The 15873-nt window shown below is 65.2% G+C and carries 18 protein-coding genes; 13 read left to right on the forward strand and 5 right to left on the reverse strand.

Features of this window, described 5'->3' with window-relative positions; all coding sequences use genetic code 11:
• The first annotated feature begins 59 nt into the window (after positions 1-59).
• The 7 genes from phnG to phnN all read left to right on the forward strand — a co-directional run bounded on the left by phnG (position 60) and on the right by phnN (position 5213).
• On the forward strand, positions 60-527 hold the full coding sequence (phnG, locus tag AC4FS3_RS00155; protein WP_491018843.1) for a phosphonate C-P lyase system protein PhnG: 468 nt from the start codon (positions 60-62) through the stop codon (positions 525-527).
• Positions 524-1117 carry a phosphonate C-P lyase system protein PhnH gene (gene phnH, locus AC4FS3_RS00160; protein ID WP_491018844.1) on the forward strand — a complete coding sequence of 198 codons (594 nt, stop codon included), beginning with the start codon at positions 524-526 and terminating at the stop codon, positions 1115-1117. The genes phnG and phnH overlap by 4 nt, the downstream gene beginning before the upstream one ends.
• Entirely contained in the window at positions 1117-2202 is a 1086-nt protein-coding gene (locus AC4FS3_RS00165) for a carbon-phosphorus lyase complex subunit (protein WP_491018845.1), read from the forward strand. Before phnH ends, AC4FS3_RS00165 begins: the two co-directional genes overlap by 1 nt.
• Positions 2203-2287: 85 nt before the next feature.
• A complete protein-coding gene (locus AC4FS3_RS00170; RefSeq protein ID WP_491018846.1) occupies positions 2288-3160 on the forward strand; it encodes an alpha-D-ribose 1-methylphosphonate 5-phosphate C-P-lyase PhnJ in 873 nt (290 codons plus the stop codon).
• Between the two features lie 14 nt (positions 3161-3174).
• Entirely contained in the window at positions 3175-3957 is a 783-nt protein-coding gene (phnK, locus tag AC4FS3_RS00175; protein ID WP_491018847.1) for a phosphonate C-P lyase system protein PhnK, read from the forward strand.
• Positions 3958-3961: 4 nt separating this feature from the next.
• Positions 3962-4645: a phosphonate C-P lyase system protein PhnL gene (phnL, locus tag AC4FS3_RS00180; RefSeq protein ID WP_491018848.1), complete on the forward strand. Its 684-nt coding sequence runs from the start codon at positions 3962-3964 to the stop codon at positions 4643-4645.
• A gap of 13 nt (positions 4646-4658) precedes the next feature.
• Positions 4659-5213, forward strand: coding sequence for a phosphonate metabolism protein/1,5-bisphosphokinase (PRPP-forming) PhnN (phnN, locus tag AC4FS3_RS00185; RefSeq protein ID WP_283176854.1), 555 nt, complete (start codon positions 4659-4661; stop codon positions 5211-5213).
• Here the strand turns inward: phnN and AC4FS3_RS00190 are convergent.
• Positions 5195-5884 carry a DUF1045 domain-containing protein gene (locus AC4FS3_RS00190; protein WP_491018849.1) on the reverse strand — a complete coding sequence of 230 codons (690 nt, stop codon included), beginning with the start codon at positions 5882-5884 and terminating at the stop codon, positions 5195-5197. The genes phnN and AC4FS3_RS00190 overlap by 19 nt on opposite strands.
• 148 nt (positions 5885-6032) lie before the next feature.
• Here AC4FS3_RS00190 and AC4FS3_RS00195 point away from each other — a divergent pair, with 148 nt between their 5' ends.
• Complete coding sequence (locus tag AC4FS3_RS00195) at positions 6033-7172, forward strand: alpha-D-ribose 1-methylphosphonate 5-triphosphate diphosphatase (RefSeq protein WP_491018850.1); 1140 nt, start codon at positions 6033-6035, stop codon at positions 7170-7172.
• 68 nt (positions 7173-7240) lie between these two features.
• Here the strand turns inward: AC4FS3_RS00195 and AC4FS3_RS00200 are convergent, their stop codons facing one another.
• Positions 7241-7954, reverse strand: a complete 714-nt coding sequence (locus tag AC4FS3_RS00200; protein WP_491018851.1) for an arylesterase — start codon at positions 7952-7954, stop codon at positions 7241-7243.
• Here AC4FS3_RS00200 and AC4FS3_RS00205 point away from each other — a divergent pair.
• Together AC4FS3_RS00205 and AC4FS3_RS00210 are read left to right on the forward strand one after the other, a co-directional pair.
• Positions 7953-8699: an ABC transporter ATP-binding protein gene (locus AC4FS3_RS00205; protein WP_491018852.1), complete on the forward strand. Its 747-nt coding sequence runs from the start codon at positions 7953-7955 to the stop codon at positions 8697-8699. The two genes, AC4FS3_RS00200 and AC4FS3_RS00205, sit on opposite strands and share 2 nt — an antisense overlap.
• Positions 8696-11203 carry an ABC transporter permease gene (locus tag AC4FS3_RS00210; protein WP_491018853.1) on the forward strand — a complete coding sequence of 836 codons (2508 nt, stop codon included), beginning with the start codon at positions 8696-8698 and terminating at the stop codon, positions 11201-11203. The genes AC4FS3_RS00205 and AC4FS3_RS00210 overlap by 4 nt, the downstream gene beginning before the upstream one ends.
• Here the strand turns inward: AC4FS3_RS00210 and AC4FS3_RS00215 are convergent.
• A complete protein-coding gene (locus AC4FS3_RS00215; protein ID WP_491018854.1) occupies positions 11200-11934 on the reverse strand; it encodes a BUD32 family EKC/KEOPS complex subunit in 735 nt (244 codons plus the stop codon). The two genes, AC4FS3_RS00210 and AC4FS3_RS00215, sit on opposite strands and share 4 nt — an antisense overlap.
• On the reverse strand, positions 11931-12431 hold the full coding sequence (locus tag AC4FS3_RS00220; RefSeq protein WP_491018855.1) for an ABZJ_00895 family protein: 501 nt from the start codon (positions 12429-12431) through the stop codon (positions 11931-11933). Before AC4FS3_RS00220 ends, AC4FS3_RS00215 begins: the two co-directional genes overlap by 4 nt.
• A gap of 229 nt (positions 12432-12660) precedes the next feature.
• Between AC4FS3_RS00220 and hemE the strand changes: the two genes are divergently transcribed.
• The 3 genes from hemE to AC4FS3_RS00235 all read left to right on the forward strand — a co-directional run bounded on the left by hemE (position 12661) and on the right by AC4FS3_RS00235 (position 15551).
• Positions 12661-13695 carry a uroporphyrinogen decarboxylase gene (gene hemE, locus AC4FS3_RS00225; RefSeq protein WP_491018856.1) on the forward strand — a complete coding sequence of 345 codons (1035 nt, stop codon included), beginning with the start codon at positions 12661-12663 and terminating at the stop codon, positions 13693-13695.
• Positions 13692-14648, forward strand: a complete 957-nt coding sequence (locus AC4FS3_RS00230) for an SdiA-regulated domain-containing protein (protein WP_491018857.1) — start codon at positions 13692-13694, stop codon at positions 14646-14648. Before hemE ends, AC4FS3_RS00230 begins: the two co-directional genes overlap by 4 nt.
• A gap of 66 nt (positions 14649-14714) precedes the next feature.
• Positions 14715-15551, forward strand: coding sequence for a hypothetical protein (locus AC4FS3_RS00235; protein WP_491018858.1), 837 nt, complete (start codon positions 14715-14717; stop codon positions 15549-15551).
• Here AC4FS3_RS00235 and AC4FS3_RS00240 read toward each other — a convergent pair.
• On the reverse strand, positions 15517-15870 hold the full coding sequence (locus tag AC4FS3_RS00240; RefSeq protein WP_491018859.1) for a hypothetical protein: 354 nt from the start codon (positions 15868-15870) through the stop codon (positions 15517-15519). The two genes, AC4FS3_RS00235 and AC4FS3_RS00240, sit on opposite strands and share 35 nt — an antisense overlap.
• Positions 15871-15873 lie beyond the last annotated feature (3 nt).

Genomic DNA, 15873 nt, shown 5'->3' on the forward strand with positions numbered 1-15873 from the left:
CCCGCCGCTTACTTGTATAGTTGTCTAGTACAACAGACAAGTCAGAAAAGATGTCTGCCATGAATCACACCGGACCTTCCCCTGCCAAAGATCTCACCGGGGCGCGCCGCGCCTGGATGGGCACCCTCGCCCGTGCGCGGCCCGAGGCGCTTGCCGCGCTTTTGCCGCTGCCGCTGCCCGACCATCACGACCTGCGCGCGCCCGAGACCGGCACGATGATGGTCCAGGGCCGCATCGGCGGCAGCGGCGCGCCCTTCTCGCTGGGCGAGGTCACGGTAACCCGCGCCACGCTGCATCTCGCGGATGGCACCACCGGCCATGCGCTGGTTCAGGGGCGCGACCGTACCCATGCCCGCCATGCCGCCCTGGTCGATGCGCTGATGCAGACCGATGCGGCAGAGCGCATCCGTGCAACCATCCTCACGCCCCTGACCGAGGCCGAGGCCGCCCGCCGCCAGGGGCGCGCCGCCAAAGCCGCCGCCACCCGCGTCGAATTCTTCACCCTTGTCCGCGGAGATGACAAATGAACGCGCCCGTCCTGCCTGCTCCGGTCACGCCTTCGCTCGCCGGCGGTTTCGCCCATCCGGCGCATCATGCCGCCCGCGCCTTCCGCGCCGCGATGCAGGCCCTGGCCCGGCCCGGGCGCATTCAGCAGATCACGGGCGCCATGCCCCCCGCGCCGCTCTCGGTTGCGGCGGGGACGCTGGCGCTGGTGCTGATGGATCAGACGACGCCGGTCTGGCTCGCCCCTTCGCATGACAGTGCCGCGTTGCGCGCCTGGCTGACCTTTCACACCGCCGCGCCCTTTACCACGGCTGAGGCCGCGCATTTCGTGATCGGCAGCTGGGAGGCACTGGCGCCGGTCTCGCGCTTTGCCACCGGCACACCAGATTACCCCGACCGCGCCGCCACGCTGATCGTCGAAATGCCGGCACTTGAGGCGCGCGGCGCCCGCCTGACCGGGCCGGGCATTCAGGACAGCGCCCGGCTTTCCCTGCCGGAAATCGCGGCTTTCCAGGCCAATAGCGCGCTTTATCCGCTCGGGTTTGACACTTTCCTGACCGCCGGGGACCAGATCGCCGGTCTGCCGCGCTCAACAAGGCTGGAGGATATCTGATGTATGTTGCCGTCAAAGGTGGAGAACGCGCCATCGACAACGCCCATGCCTGGCTCGCCGAAGAGCGCCGGGGCGACACGGGAATCGCCGAACTGTCCGTCGCACAGATCCGCGCGCAGCTTAAACTCGCGGTCGACCGCGTGATGGCCGAGGGATCTCTCTATGATCCCGACCTCGCGGCGCTGGCGATCAAACAGGCGCGGGGCGATCTGATCGAGGCGATTTTCCTGATCCGCGCCTATCGCACCACCCTGCCGCGCTTTGGCGCGACAATGCCGGTCGAGACCGCGAAAATGGCGGTGATCCGGCGCGTCTCGGCCACGTTCCGCGATGTGCCGGGCGGTCAGATCCTCGGGCCGACCTTCGATTACACGCATCGCCTGCTGGATTTCGCGCTGGCCGCGGAAGGGCTTGATCTGCCCGAGGCATCGACCGCCAGCCCCGAAGGGCTGGATACCGTGCCGCATGTGATGGGCTTTCTGAACCGCGAGGGGCTGATCGAAGAGGCCGGCACCGGCGCCGACACGCCCCCCGATCTGACCCGCGAGGCGCTGGAACTGCCCGCGACCCGGGCGCTGCGTCTGCAGGCGCTGGCGCGGGGCGATGAGGGGTTCCTCCTGTCGCTCGCCTATTCGACGCAGCGCGGCTACGGCAATACCCATGCCTTTGTCGGCGAGTTGCGCATCGGCCAGGTGGTGATTGAGGCCGCAATCCCCGAGCTGGGGTTTTCCGTCGAGATCGGCGAGATCGAGCTGTCGGAATGCGAGACGGTGAACCAGTTTGGCGGGTCGAAAACCGAGCCGCCTCAATTCACCCGCGGCTATGGTCTGGTCTTTGGCCAGAGCGAGCGCAAATCGCTGTCGATGAGCCTTGTCGACCGGGCTTTGCGCTGGAAAGAGCTTGGCGAAAGCCACAATCCGGCCCCGGCCCGCGATGAGGAATTCGTGCTGTCGCATTGCGACAATATCCAGGCCACCGGGTTCCTCGAACATATCAAGCTGCCGCATTACGTCGACTTCCAGTCCGAGCTGGAGCTGATCCGCCGGCTGCGCAGCGCCGCCCTTTCCGCACAGGAGAAAGAATGATGCCCGTCCAGATCGCCGCCGCTCTGCTGATCACCCTTGCCGGCGCCCGCAACCCAGGCAGCGCCCGGCCTTCGGGAGCGCGAAAATGATCGCCGCCAGCCCCCCCGTCGAGGCCGAAAGCTACAACTTTGCCTATCTCGATGAACAGACCAAACGCATGTTGCGCCGGGCGATCCTGAAGGCGCTGGCGGTACCGGGCTATCAGGTGCCCTTTGCCAGCCGCGAGATGCCGATGCCCTATGGCTGGGGCACCGGCGGGGTCCAGGTTTCGGCCGCCTGTCTGGTGCCGGAGGACCGCCTGAAAGTGATCGACCAGGGCGCGGATGACACGACCAATGCCGTCTCGATCCGCAAGTTCTTTCAGCGCACCGCCGGGGTCGCGGTGACCGAAGCGACCACCGAGGCGAGCCTGATCCAGACCCGCCACCGCATCCCGGAAATGCCGCTGACCGAGGATCAGATCCTGGTCTACCAGGTACCGATCCCCGAACCCCTGCGCTTTCTGGAACCGCGCGAGACCGAGACGCGGCGGATGCATGCGCTGGAGGAATATGGGCTGATGCATGTGAAGCTTTACGAGGATATTGCCCGGCATGGCGAGATCACCAATTCCTATGCCTGGCCGGTGATGGCGCATGACCGCTATGTGATGACGCCTTCGCCGATCCCGAAATTCGACAATCCGAAGCTCTCGGACAGCCCCGCCGTGCAGCTTTTCGGGGCCGGGCGCGAGGCGCGGATCCATGCGCTGCCGCCTTACACGAAAGTGGTCAGCCTCGATTTCGAGGATCATCCTTTCGTTGCGTCAAAAGCGGATCATGAATGCGAGATCTGTGGATCGCGCGAGAGCTATCTGGACGAGGTGATCACTGATGATCAGGGCGGGCGGATGTTCGTCTGTTCGGACACCGACTTCTGTGGCAGCCGCAGCGCGGCCCTGGAAACGGAGCGCAGCTGATGGATGGGGCTGATATGAACATTTATGCAAAGGTGAAAGAGGCCGGGCCTTTGCTCTCGGTCAGGGGGCTGTCGAAATTCTACGGCAGCCGGATCGGTTGCGCCGATGTGTCCTTTGATCTCTTTCCCGGCGAGGTGCTGGGGATCGTCGGAGAGAGCGGATCGGGCAAATCGACCCTGCTCTCCTGCCTCGCCGGACATCAGGCGCCGGATGAGGGGCGGATCCTGTTTGACGGGCGTGACATGATCGCCATGGCGGAACCAGAGCGGCGTCGGCTCGCGCGGAGCGAACAGGCCTTTGTGCATCAAAGCCCGCGCGACGGGCTCAGGATGGGCGTTTCCGCCGGCGGCAATATCGGCGAGCGGCTGATGGCCGTGGGCGGGCGCAATTACGGGGCGATCCGCGAGACGGCGCTCGACTGGCTTGGCCGGGTCGAGATTGACGGGGCGCGGATCGACGACCGGCCCTCGGCCTTTTCCGGCGGCATGCAGCAGCGGTTGCAGATCGCGCGCAACCTCGTCACAGCACCGCGCCTCGTTTTCATGGACGAGCCGACCGGGGGTCTTGATGTCTCGGTCCAGGCGCGGCTTCTGGATCTCTTGCGGGGCCTCGTGCGCGATCTCGGCCTGTCGGTGGTGCTGGTCACCCATGACCTTGCCGTCGTGCGGCTGCTGGCGCATCGGCTTATGGTGATGAAATCGGGCCATGTGGTGGAACAGGGCCTGACTGATCAGGTGCTTGATGATCCGCAACATGGCTATACCCAGCTTCTTGTTTCCTCGGTTTTGCAGGTCTGATCCCATGATTATGCTCAAAGACGTTTCAAAGACCTTTACGCTGCACAACCAGGGCGGCGCGGTCATTCCGGTGATGGCAGGCGTCAGCCTGACGGTCGCGCCCGGGGAATGCGTGGCGCTGACCGGGCGGTCGGGGTCCGGGAAATCGACGCTGATGCGGATGATCCACGGCAATTACCTTGCCGCCTCGGGCGAGATCCTCGTGGGCGGGCTTGATGTCGCAAAAGCCAGCCCGCGCGAGATCCTGGCGCTGCGCCGCGAAGAGCTGGGCTATGTCAGCCAGTTCCTGCGCGTCGTGCCGCGCGTGCCCACGATCGATGTGGTGGCGGAACCGCTCCTGACACTTGGCACCGCCGCAGACGAGGCCCGCGACCGGGCGGCAGCGCTGCTGGCGCGGCTAAACCTGCCCGAACGCCTCTGGTCGCTCTCGCCCACCACGTTCTCGGGCGGCGAGCAGCAGCGGGTGAATATCGCGCGCGGCTTCATCCATCCCTATCCGGCAATGCTGCTGGACGAGCCGACCGCCAGCCTGGACACCACCAATCGCGAGGTGGTGCTGGGGCTGATCGCCGATGCCAAGGCGCGCGGCGCCGCGATCCTCGGGATCTTCCATGACGAAGAGGCGCGCGCCCGGGTCTGCGACCGGCTGCTGGATGTGACCGGCTTCACCCCGGGTCTGGCAGCATGAGGAGGCTCGCGCCATGACGGGACGGCTTTTCGCCATTGTCGGGCCTTCGGGGGCGGGGAAGGACACGCTGATTCAGGGCGCACTGGCGGCGAGACCGGATCTGCATGTCGTACGGCGCGTCATCACAAGGCCCACGGATGCCGGGGGCGAGGATTTCGAGGGCGTGACGGCGGCGGAATTCGCAGAGCGTCAGGCGGCGGGGGAATTCGCGCTGGACTGGCAGGCACATGGGCTGCGCTACGGCATCCCGGCCGCCGCTCTGGCACCGTTGGCCAATGGCGCGGATCTTTTGTTCAACGGCTCGCGCCAGGGGCTTGAACGCGCCGCCCTGCTGTGGCCGGGGCTGAGCGTGATCCATGTCACCGCCCCGCCCCAGGTGCTGACAGCGCGGCTGATGGCGCGTGGACGCGAGAGTGCTCAGGACATTGCCGCGCGGGTCGCCCGCGCCGCGCAGCCCTGGCCCGAGGGGCTCCCCGCTGGCCTCAGCGTGATCACGGTGATGAACGATGCCAGCCCCGAGACCGGCATCGCCCGCTTTCTCACAGCGCTTCAGCCGGTCAGCGCATGACGCTCCAGAAGATGAAACCGCCCCGCCGCATCCTCACCAAAGAGGCACAGATCCTCAATGACAAAGGGGCGCGGCAGATCGGGGGCGAGCCAGGGATCCAGCCGCGCGGCCAGATCAGCAGCCTCAGCTTCGGGCAGATTGTCAGAGAGCGTCAGGTGGAAACGGAACTCTTCCATAACAAAGGGATAGCCCCAGGCCGACAGCAACTCGCGCTGGCGCGGGGTCAGCCGGTCGGGGCGGCGTTTCGCGATCTCGGCCTCGGTGAGGGGGGCGCGCAAAGGGTCGAGATCCGTCACCACCCCGGCGCCCAGAGCCAGCAGGGCCGCCTCATCCCCCTGCGGCACCAGCGCAAGAAAACCCCCGATCCGCCGCAGCTCCAGCCCCCGCATCCCGACCGGCGCCAGCCGACCCGCGAGGACCGCGAGCGCGCCCGAAAGATCCGCGCGCCCGAGGCCCTCGGCCAGGCGAAACGGCGCCTTGATCGTGCCGTGAAAGCCATATTTGCGCGGGCTCATCGTCAGCTCGGCCTGGGGGCGTGGCAACCCTTCGGGCCCTGCGAAAGCGATCGGCAGCCCTGTTTCCGGATCCCAGCCGAGCCAGCCCGCCACCCGTGTCGCAAAGGCCCCCGGGCGCGGCGCATAATAGACCGCATATCTCGTGAAATCGCTCATCGCCACCGTCCTCTCAGCCCGGTCCCATATCATCCTTCGGAACCAGTTTCGCCCTAACCGCCATCTGTCACACGGATGTGACATCACAGTGCCATTTGCAGCGCTCTCCCGCCTGCCCGACCCTGCCTCCTGCCGAGAAAGCCCAGTCATGACCCAGACCATCCTCGCCAATGCCCGCATCCTTCTGGCCGATGAAATCGTCACCGGCAATATCGTGATCCGGGACGGGCTGATTGACGACATTGACACAGGCACAGCCCCGCAAGGCGCCGAAGATATGCAGGGCGATCTGGTGATGCCGGGCCTTGTGGAACTGCATACCGACAACCTGGAACGCCATCTCCAGCCGCGCCCCCGCGTCGACTGGCCCCATGCCAGCGCGATCATCGCCCATGATGCCGAACTTGCCTCGGTCGGCATCACAACCGTGTTCGACGCGCTGCGGGTCGGATCGATTTTTTCGTCGAACAATGCCGGTTACGGCGAATATGCAAGGGCGCTGGCACATGAAATCATGGCCCTGCGCGAGATGGGCGCGCTGAAGATCAGCCACCGCCTGCATCTGCGCGCCGAAGTCTGTTCGGAAACCCTTATCGAGGAACTCGACAAATTCGGCGCCGAGGACCGCATCGGCATTGTCAGCCTGATGGACCACACCCCGGGCCAGCGCCAGTTCCGCGACATCACGAAACTGCGCGACTATGTCATGGGCAAGCGCGGCATGTCCGAAACCCAGTTCGCCGACCATATCGCCAGCCAGCAGGCGCTCTCGGCCCGGGTCAGTGCTGCGCATGAAGCGGCCGCCGTCCAGGCCGCCCGCCGCTACGGTGCCGTGATCGCAAGCCATGACGACACGACCGAAGACCAGGTGGTGACCAGCCGCGAAAAGGGCGTGAGCTTTGCCGAATTCCCCACCACGGTCGAGGCTGCACGCGCCTGCCGCGACCAGGGCATCCTTGTGATGATGGGAGCGCCGAACTTGATCCGGGGCGGCTCGCATTCGGGCAATGTTGCAGCGGCAGATCTGGCGCAAGCCGATCTTCTCGACATCCTGTCCTCGGATTATGTGCCATCGTCGCTTTTGTCGGCTGCGCTGATGCTGGGTGATCTCTGGGGCGACCTGCCGCGCGGCATCCGCAGCGTGACCAAAGCCCCGGCAGAGGCCGCGCGTCTCAAGGATCGCGGCGACATTGCCATCGGCAAACGCGCCGACCTGATCCGTGTCCACCGCGTCGGCGCCGCCGGGGCCATCCGCGGCACCTGGGTCGCAGGTCAGCGCGTCGGCTGACCTCAAAGCCCCCCGAAAATGCTTCCGGCGAGGCCATTTCCCCTGACGAATACTCCCGCCGGAGGCTCTTAATCTGCCTGCTCTTCCCCTCGCGCCGCCGCAATCAGCCGCGTCACATCCGCCCCCAGCCCTTCGACAATCAGGATCACCCCGGCCGCATTCGGGTGGATCCCGTCAGGCTGCATCCAGGCATTCAGCGAAGCCGGGTCCGACGGATCCGCCCCGGTCGCGATCAGCCCGGCAAAGAAATTATCCGCGAGCATCGCGCCATATTCCGCCGCCAGCTCCGGATAGATCGCATCGAAATCACGCTTGTAATCCGGCCCCCAGTTCAGCGGCGCCTTCATCCCCACGATCAGCACCGGCAGGCCCCGCGCTTTCGCGGCCTCCATGATGCCGGTCATATTGGCCCGCACTTCCGCCACCGGAATGCCCCGCAGCATGTCATTGCCGCCCAGCGTCACGATCAGCGCATCCGCCTCGGGCCCAAGCGCCCAGTCAATCCGCGACAGCCCCCCCGCCGTGGTATCGCCCGACACCCCGGCATTCAGCACGATCGCGCCCGCCCCCTGACGGTCGAGCCATGTCTGCAACTGCGGCACAAAGCCCTCGCCATCCGGCAGCCCGTAGCCTGCCGTCAGACTGTCGCCAAGCGCCACAATCGTCACCGGCTCCGCAGCGATTGCCGGAGAAACCACAAGACCCAACGCAAACGTGAGGTTGCGAACGCGCCGCGATGCGGCATATCCGGTCTGACCCATTCGTTTCAGGAAGTTGCGCATGACCGGGACCGTCCTTTCACTGACCGATATTGGCCTCACCCTTCAGGGCAATGCCGGGCCGGTGCCGATCCTGCGGGGCATCTCGCTGAAGGTCAACCAGGGGGAAACCCTGGCTCTGACCGGTCCCTCCGGCTCCGGCAAAAGCTCGCTTCTGATGCTGATGGGCGGTCTGGAGCGCGCGACATCCGGCCAGGTCGAGGCGCTCGGCCAGGATCTCGGCGGCATGGATGAAGACCAGCTCGCGAAATTCCGGCGGGGCAATATGGGTGTGGTGTTCCAGTCCTTCCACCTGATCCCGAACATGACCGCGCTGGAAAACACCGCCCTGCCGCTGGAGCTGGGCGGCGAGAAAAATGCCTTTGCCCGTGCGAAGTCCGAACTGGAAGCCGTGGGCCTGGGGCACCGCATCGACCATTACCCGGCGCAGCTTTCCGGGGGCGAGCAGCAGCGCGTGGCGCTGGCCCGCGCCATCGTCGCCCGCCCGCCGATCCTGCTGGCCGATGAGCCGACCGGCAATCTTGACGGCGTGAATGGCCAGGCGATCATGGATCTGCTCTTCGCGCTGCGGGACCGGGACGGATCGACCCTGATCATGGTCACCCATGCACCGGAGCTGGCCGAACGCTGCGACCGGGTGCTGCGGCTGATTGATGGCCAGATCGTGCCAGACCAGACCGCGTCAGGCCCGACCCAGACTGGCCCAACCCAGACTGGCCCGACCGCATCAGGCCAGGTGGTCGCATGAGCCTCGCCTTCCGCATAGCGGCCCGCGAGCTCCGGGGCGGGCTCCGGGGGCTGCGCGTCTTTCTCATCTGTCTCGCGCTTGGCGTGGCGGCGATTGCCGGGGTGGCGACGCTGCGGGCCTCGATCCAGGCCGGGCTGGCCGATCAGGGCTCGGTCCTTCTCGGCGGCGATGCCGAGATGCGCTTCACCTATCGGTTCGCGAGTGACACCGAGCGCGCCTTCATGGCCAGCCATGCAGAACGCGTGTCGGAGATCGTCGATTTCCGTTCCATGGCGATCACGCCGGAGGACCAGGCTCTGACCCAGGTCAAGGCCATCGACACCGCCTGGCCGCTTTACGGCACGGTCACGCTTGACCCTGCAATCCCGCTGGACCAGGCGCTGGAAGGGCAAAATGGCCTCCCCGGCGCAGTGCTCGACCCTTTGCTGATCGAACGTCTCGGGCTGGACATCGGCGGCACATTCAGCCTCGGCACACAGAGCTTTGTGGTCATGGCCGCGCTGCTGGATGAGCCCGACACCGGCGCCGACAGTTTCTCGCTTGGCCCGCGCAGCATCGTCGCCACACCGGCGCTGGCGACATCAGGGCTTCTCGCCCCCGGCACGCTCTACGAGACGAAGTACCGCCTCGCCCTCGCGCCAGGAACCGATCTCGAAACGCTTGAAAAGACCGCAAAACAGGCCTTCCACGACTCGGGTATGCGCTGGACCGACAGCCGCCGCCCCGCCCCGGGGATCGAGCGTTTTATCGACAGGATGGGGTCTTTCCTTGTCCTCGTCGGTCTGGCGGGGCTGGCGGTGGGCGGTGTCGGTATCTCAGCCGCCGTCCGGGCCTGGCTTCAGAGCAAGGAAAAGACCATCGCGACGCTGAAGACGATCGGGGCCTCTTCGGGGCTGATCTTCTCGACCTATCTGATCCAGGTCTCGGTGCTGACGCTGGCCGGGATCGTGCTGGGGCTGATCATCGGGGCGGGCGTGCCACTCATGGCAGCGCCCTGGATCGAGGCTTCGCTGCCCTTCCCGGCAAAGGTCGGTGTCGCACCCGCCGCCCTTGCTGAGGCCGCGTTTTACGGCGCGCTGACGGCGCTGATCTTCACTCTTCTGCCGCTGGCCCGGGCCGAGCGTATCCGGGCGGCAGCGCTTTATCGCGGCGGCGCTGCGGGCTGGCCGCGCAAACGCTGGCTGATCGTGCTGACGGCGCTGATCCTGCTTCTGATCGTGGTGGCGGTCTTCACCTCGGGCATTCCCGAACTGGCGCTTGGCACGGCCGGCGGGGTGCTTGCCGCGCTTGCGGTTCTGGCGCTGGCCGCCTGGGGTGTCAGACGGATCGCGCGGCGCCTGTCGCACAGCCGCATCGCGCAAGGCCGCCCGGGCCTGCGCGCCGCCCTGGCCGCAATTGGTGGCCCCGGATCCGAGGCCCTGCCGGTGATCCTGTCACTGGGTCTCGGGCTTTCGGTGCTGGCCGCAGTCGGGCAAATCGACGCCAATCTGCGCGCCGCCATTGACCGCGACCTGCCGACAAGGGCACCGGCCTTCTTCTTTGTCGATATCCAGCCAGACCAGATCGGCCCCTTCATCGCCATGGCGCAGGCCAATACCGCCGTCAGCCAATATGAGACCGCGCCGATGCTGCGCGGCGTGGTCACCGGCGTGAATGGCCGCCCCGCGCGCGAGGTGATCGGCGAGCACTGGATCATTCGCGGCGACCGTGGCGTCTCTTATGCGGCTGCGATGCCCGAGGGCACAAAGATCACCGCCGGCTCCTGGTGGCCTGACGACTATCAGGGCGCGCCGCAGATCAGCCTTTCGGCCCAGGTCGCGGAAGAGACCGGGCTGAAGATCGGTGATGAGATGACGGTCAATATTCTGGGGCGCGACATCACCGGCACCATCAGCTCGCTGAGGGAAGTCGATTTCTCGAATGCGGGCATGGGCTTTGTGATCGTGATGAACGAGGCCGCTTTGCGCGGCGCGCCGCACAGCCATATCGCCACACTCTACGCCCCCCCGGAGGCCGAAGCGACCATCCTGCGCGAGATCACCAAAGCCTGGCCGAACATCACCGCAATCCGCATCCGCGAGGCGGTGGACCGGGTGTCCGAAGCGCTTTCGGCCATCGCGACCGCCACGGCCTGGGCGGCGGCGGGAACGCTCCTGACCGGCTTTGCAGTGCTGATCGGCACGGCGGCAGCAGGGGAACGGCGCCGCGCGCGCGAGGCCGCGATCCTCAAAGTTCTGGGCGCCACCCGGGCACGGATCATCGCGAGCTTCACGCTGCGCGCCGCGATCCTCGGGCTGGCGGCCGGTCTTGTCGCGGTGATCGCCGGCGCGGTCTCGTCCTGGGCCGTGATGTATTTCGTGATGGAGAGCAGCTGGCGGTTCGAGCCGGCCTCGGCCGCGCTGATCATCCTCGGTGGCGTGGCGGCGGTTTTGCTGGCGGGGCTGGTCTTTGCCGGGCGGACGCTGGCGGTCAAACCGGCGCAGGTCTTGCGCGAAGACGGTTAACCGCCCCGCCGGAATCCCGCAAGCCGTGCAAGCGTCAGCGGGATCGCGCGGAATTCGCGGCTGCGCGGTTTGAACCTCGTCACAAGGCGCGCCAGTGGTTTCAGCCAGCCCAGCCAGAAGGCCAGCCGCCCGGCGCGCGCCAGCGCATCTGCCGGCGCGTTGACGCGGTAGGCCTCCAGCGCGGCCTCAAGGAAACGCGGGTCATCGGGCCAGCGCCCATAGCAGCTCTGGATGAAGATCACGATGTCCAGCGCCTGCCAGAAACCACTGCGATGCGCGGCGGAAAAGCGTTCGAGATCAATGAAACGCGCGGTCGTGCCGTCCCAGCAGATATCGCGCGGCGCCGGGCGACCATGCGACAGCCCGGCCCAGTGCAACAACCCGAGCGCCCGCCCGGCTGCGGCAAAGGCGGCGCGCGTTCCCGGATCATCTCCCGCCTCTTCCACTAGGATCTGCAGCGTCGGACCCGCATCGGGGAGGAGGAAGTAATCCGCCCCCTCCATGGCGATTTCGGGCACCGGAATGCCCTTTTGTGCCAGGGTTTTCAGACCATTGCGTTCGGCCTCGAAAGCGCGGGAGGGGTCACCCTTTTGCAGCCTGAGCCTGAGCGACAGGTGCTCCACCCGTTTCAGCCACCAGGTCCGGCCACCTTCCAAAACGAGCCGTGTCACCCGGCGCGGAGGTTCCGCCAGTACCTGATCCACCTTATCCGACAGATCATCTCCGCTCATCGCCGGATCTTCAGTGCGGCGAGTTTGGCCTGTTGTTTTTCCCAGCCATTCAGCCCCAGCCAGAAGCCGAAGCGAACGACCAGCGTCAAAAGCACCAGCAGTGCCGCGCCGAGGATGCTGCCAAACATCAGATCATCGCGGGTAAAGCCATTGCGGAAGGAAAGCTCCGGCCATGCCCCACTGGAGGCGATGGCCCAGATCAGCGCGCCGTTCAGCGCAAGCGTCAGCAAAGTGGCCAGCAGCGCAATCCACCATTGCCGGCCAGAGGTGGGGCGGCCCTCGCGCCTGGCCCAGAAGGAGGACATCGACATGGCGGCAATCATCGGGACCACCACCCCCATCGCGCTGTTTTGCGATGAGCTGGTCAGGACCTGGTCTGCCACCATCCAGATCACCGCAACGATCACGATCCCGAACAGCATGAAGGCAAGGTAAACCAGCAGCAAAACACTGGTGGAGACCCGCTTTTTCGGGACGGCAAGGGGATCGGAAGACATCGGGCACCTTTGACTGAAATCTGCGGCACCATCGCTGATCTGCTGCGAAATGACAATCTCTGCACCCCTTTGGCGGGCGGCGGATGCCTCCGGCGGGAGTATTTGTATCAAGAGGAAATGGGAGAAGCGCGCGCGGCAGATGGACGCGCCGGGGGGCTTTGCAGGCGGATGGTCGCTTGACTTGTGGTCGCAGGCGGGGCACGGCGCTCTGGATAAGCCGGAGGTTGCCATGAGCGAGAAAAAGATCCTGCGCGCCCTGAGGGGAGAGGTTCAGCCAGTGCCGCCGGTCTGGATGATGCGCCAGGCAGGCCGTTACCTGCCGGAATATCGCGCGACCCGGGCCGAGGCGGGCGACTTCCTTAAACTGTGCTACAATTCCGACCTTGCGGCGGAAGTGACCCTGCAGCCGATCCGGCGCTACGGGTTCGATGCGGCGATCCTGTTTGCCGATATCCTGCTTTTGCCCCAGGCGCTCGGGCGGGAATTGTGGTTCGAGACCGGCGAAGGCCCGCGGATGGAGACCACGACCACGGCCGCCGAAGTGACTGGGCTGCGCCCGGATGACGCGATTCATGAGACCCTGGCGCCGGTCTATCAGACGCTGCGGATCCTCAAGCGCGAGCTGCCGGCAGAGACCACGCTGATCGGCTTTGCCGGGGCGCCCTGGACGGTCGCGACCTATATGATCGCGGGGCGCGGCAAAGAGGAACAGGCGGGCGCGCATCGCCTGAAACGCGAGGATCGCGCCACATTCGAGGCGCTGATCGACCGGCTGACCGGCGCAACGATCGAATATCTCTCGGCCCAGGTCGAGGCCGGGGCCGAGGTGATCAAGCTGTTCGACAGCTGGGCCGGCAGCCTGAAAGGCCAGGATTTCCAGGATTTCGCCGTGAAACCGGCGGCAAAGATCATCGCCGCGCTGAAAGCTCGTCATCCCGGCCTGCCGGTGATTGCCTTCCCGCGCGAGGCGGGCACGGGCTATATCGGCTTCGCGGGCGCGACCGGCGCCGATTGCGTCGCGGTGGACAATTCGGTCAGCCCGGAATGGGCGGCGGAACATGTGCAGAAAGAGATCTGCGTCCAGGGCAATCTGGCACCGCATCATCTGGTCACCGGCGGCGAAGATCTGATCCGCGAGACCCGCCATGTGGTGCGCGCCTTCTCGAAAGGCCCGCATATCTTCAATCTCGGCCATGGCATCACCCCTGATGCGGATCCCGATAATGTGCAGCGGATGATCGACGCCGTTCGGGAAGGGGGATGAGCCTCAGCACAGCCCTGCCCCTTGCCCGGCGCCGGCGCCCCCTCCTTTGGGGGATGGCGGCCTTTGTGCTGGCGGGCGGCGGCTTCTGGCTCTGGGCTTCGGGGCTTTTCGGGCTCGGGCTGCAATATCTGAACATGCGCCAGACCGCAGCCGACTGGCAGGAAAAGGGCATCTGGCTGCCCTATTACACTGCGCAGATCGAGGCGCGACCGGTGGCGGGGGTGGAGAGCAACCTTTCCGGCCTGACCTGGGCCCCCGAAAGCGACACGCTCTTTGCGGTGATCAACCGCCCGCCGGGAATTGCGGAACTGTCGACAGAGGGGGCGCTATTGCGGCTGATCCCGTTGATCGGCGCGGTGGATCCGGAGGGGATTTCCCATGTGGAGGGCACGGTCTTTGTCATTTCCGATGAGGCGCGGCAAAGCCTGAACTGGGTGGAGATCGGGCCGGAGACCCGCGAGGTCGATCTGGCAGGCTCACCAGAACTGGTGTTGAACTACGGAACCTACCACAACATGGGATTTGAGGGCGTGTCCTGGGACAGTGCGCGTGACGAGCTGTTCATCGCCCAGGAAATGCTGCCGATCCGGGTGCTGCGGGTCGGGGGCCTGACCGACGCGATTGCCGGAAAGGGCTTTTCGATCAGCGTGACCGAATGGGCGCCCGGCGACCGCTTCGGCCATTTCACCACCGATCTTTCCTCGCTTTCGGCCCATGATGCGACCGGCAATCTGCTGCTTTTGTCGGATATGACCGGCGCGCTGGCCGAATATACGCCGGATGGCAGCCCGGTCAGCGTGATGCCGCTCTGGTCCGGCTGGCATGGGCTGCGAGACGATGTCCCGCAAGCCGAAGGGCTGGCGGTTGATGCGCGGGGCGACATTTACATCGTGTCGGAGCCGAACCTCTTCTACCGCTTCAGCCGCGATCCCTCACCTTCCTGGGCCGATTGAGGGCGCTTGTCTTCCGCCTGTGATCCGGCATAGCCTGGGCATCATTTCCTGATTGCTGAGCCTGATTTGACCACGTTTTTCAAAGACTTTTACGCCGACTGGCGCGACAAAACCGGCAGCGGCTATTTCACGCTGTTTTTCCTCAGCAGCCTGCTGCTGTGGAATTGGCGAGTAGTGCTGCTCCTGTTTGCCGGTGATCTGACGACAGTTGAAAAGCTGGAGCGGATCGAGACTGTAACGGGGCCGCTTCGTTCCTTCCTCTACCCGGCCGGCACCGCCGCTTTGGTTTGCGTTGGTTTTGCGTTACTTCATGCAGTGCTGAGCTTCGTGATTTCAGGCGTTGAACTCTGGCGCAAATCAGTACTGGCGCGTCGCAGCGCCAGTATCCGCTCCTCCAGACGAACATTTGATGCAGAGGAGGAGGCCGTCTATCAGACGCTGCATCGGGCTGGCCTGGAGACCCGCAAAGTAAATGCTGAAAAGATGCTGGAGATTCTCGAACAGGAAGCTCGTCTACGGAACAGCGCAGAAGCGGCGGAAGCCGCAAAAACGCAGGCCGCCTTCAGTAATCGTATAGGGGTTTTGCTGGGATCTATCAATGGCATAGATGGACCAGCGACCGTAACGTTCAGGGACGACAGACTCGTCAGTATTACGGGTGGCGACCTCAATCTCTCCCCCAAATCGCAGCGGGAAAGAGTTGAATTGAGAGCGGCACTGGAGGTTTTGATCGAACGCAGGTTTGTAAAGACGGGGGGCGACCGCAGTTCAGGCGAATACACGATCAGCATCACGCCGGATGGTTACAGGTTTCTGGATTTGTCCCGAAATAATCTGACGCCGGCGAAACAAATCAAGCCTGCTGACCTCACCCCCGAAACCGATCCCCCATCAGATCCCTGAGAGCTTCAATCGCCTCTTCGCCATTCTCGGTCGCGGCAGTGATCTTCACCACAATCTCACGCGCCATGAGGAATTTCGACGCTTTAGCAGGGTCGATCAGGATCGATAGCCCGCGCTCGGTGCGGGTCACGCTTTCGACCGCCTCTTCGGCCCCGAGGCTCTCGTCGGACACCTCGAACCAGACCGGGCCGCCAAAGGCGTCGCGGCGGAACATGACATAGGGCTCCTCCTCATCCTCGCCCTCGACAAAGCCGATGAACAGCTGTCCCTCATCCTCGACGACCGAGGCATAGAGGGCTTTGACGATGATGTCAGACATGTT

It is taken from the genome of Pseudogemmobacter sp. TB195, from assembly GCF_058313095.1.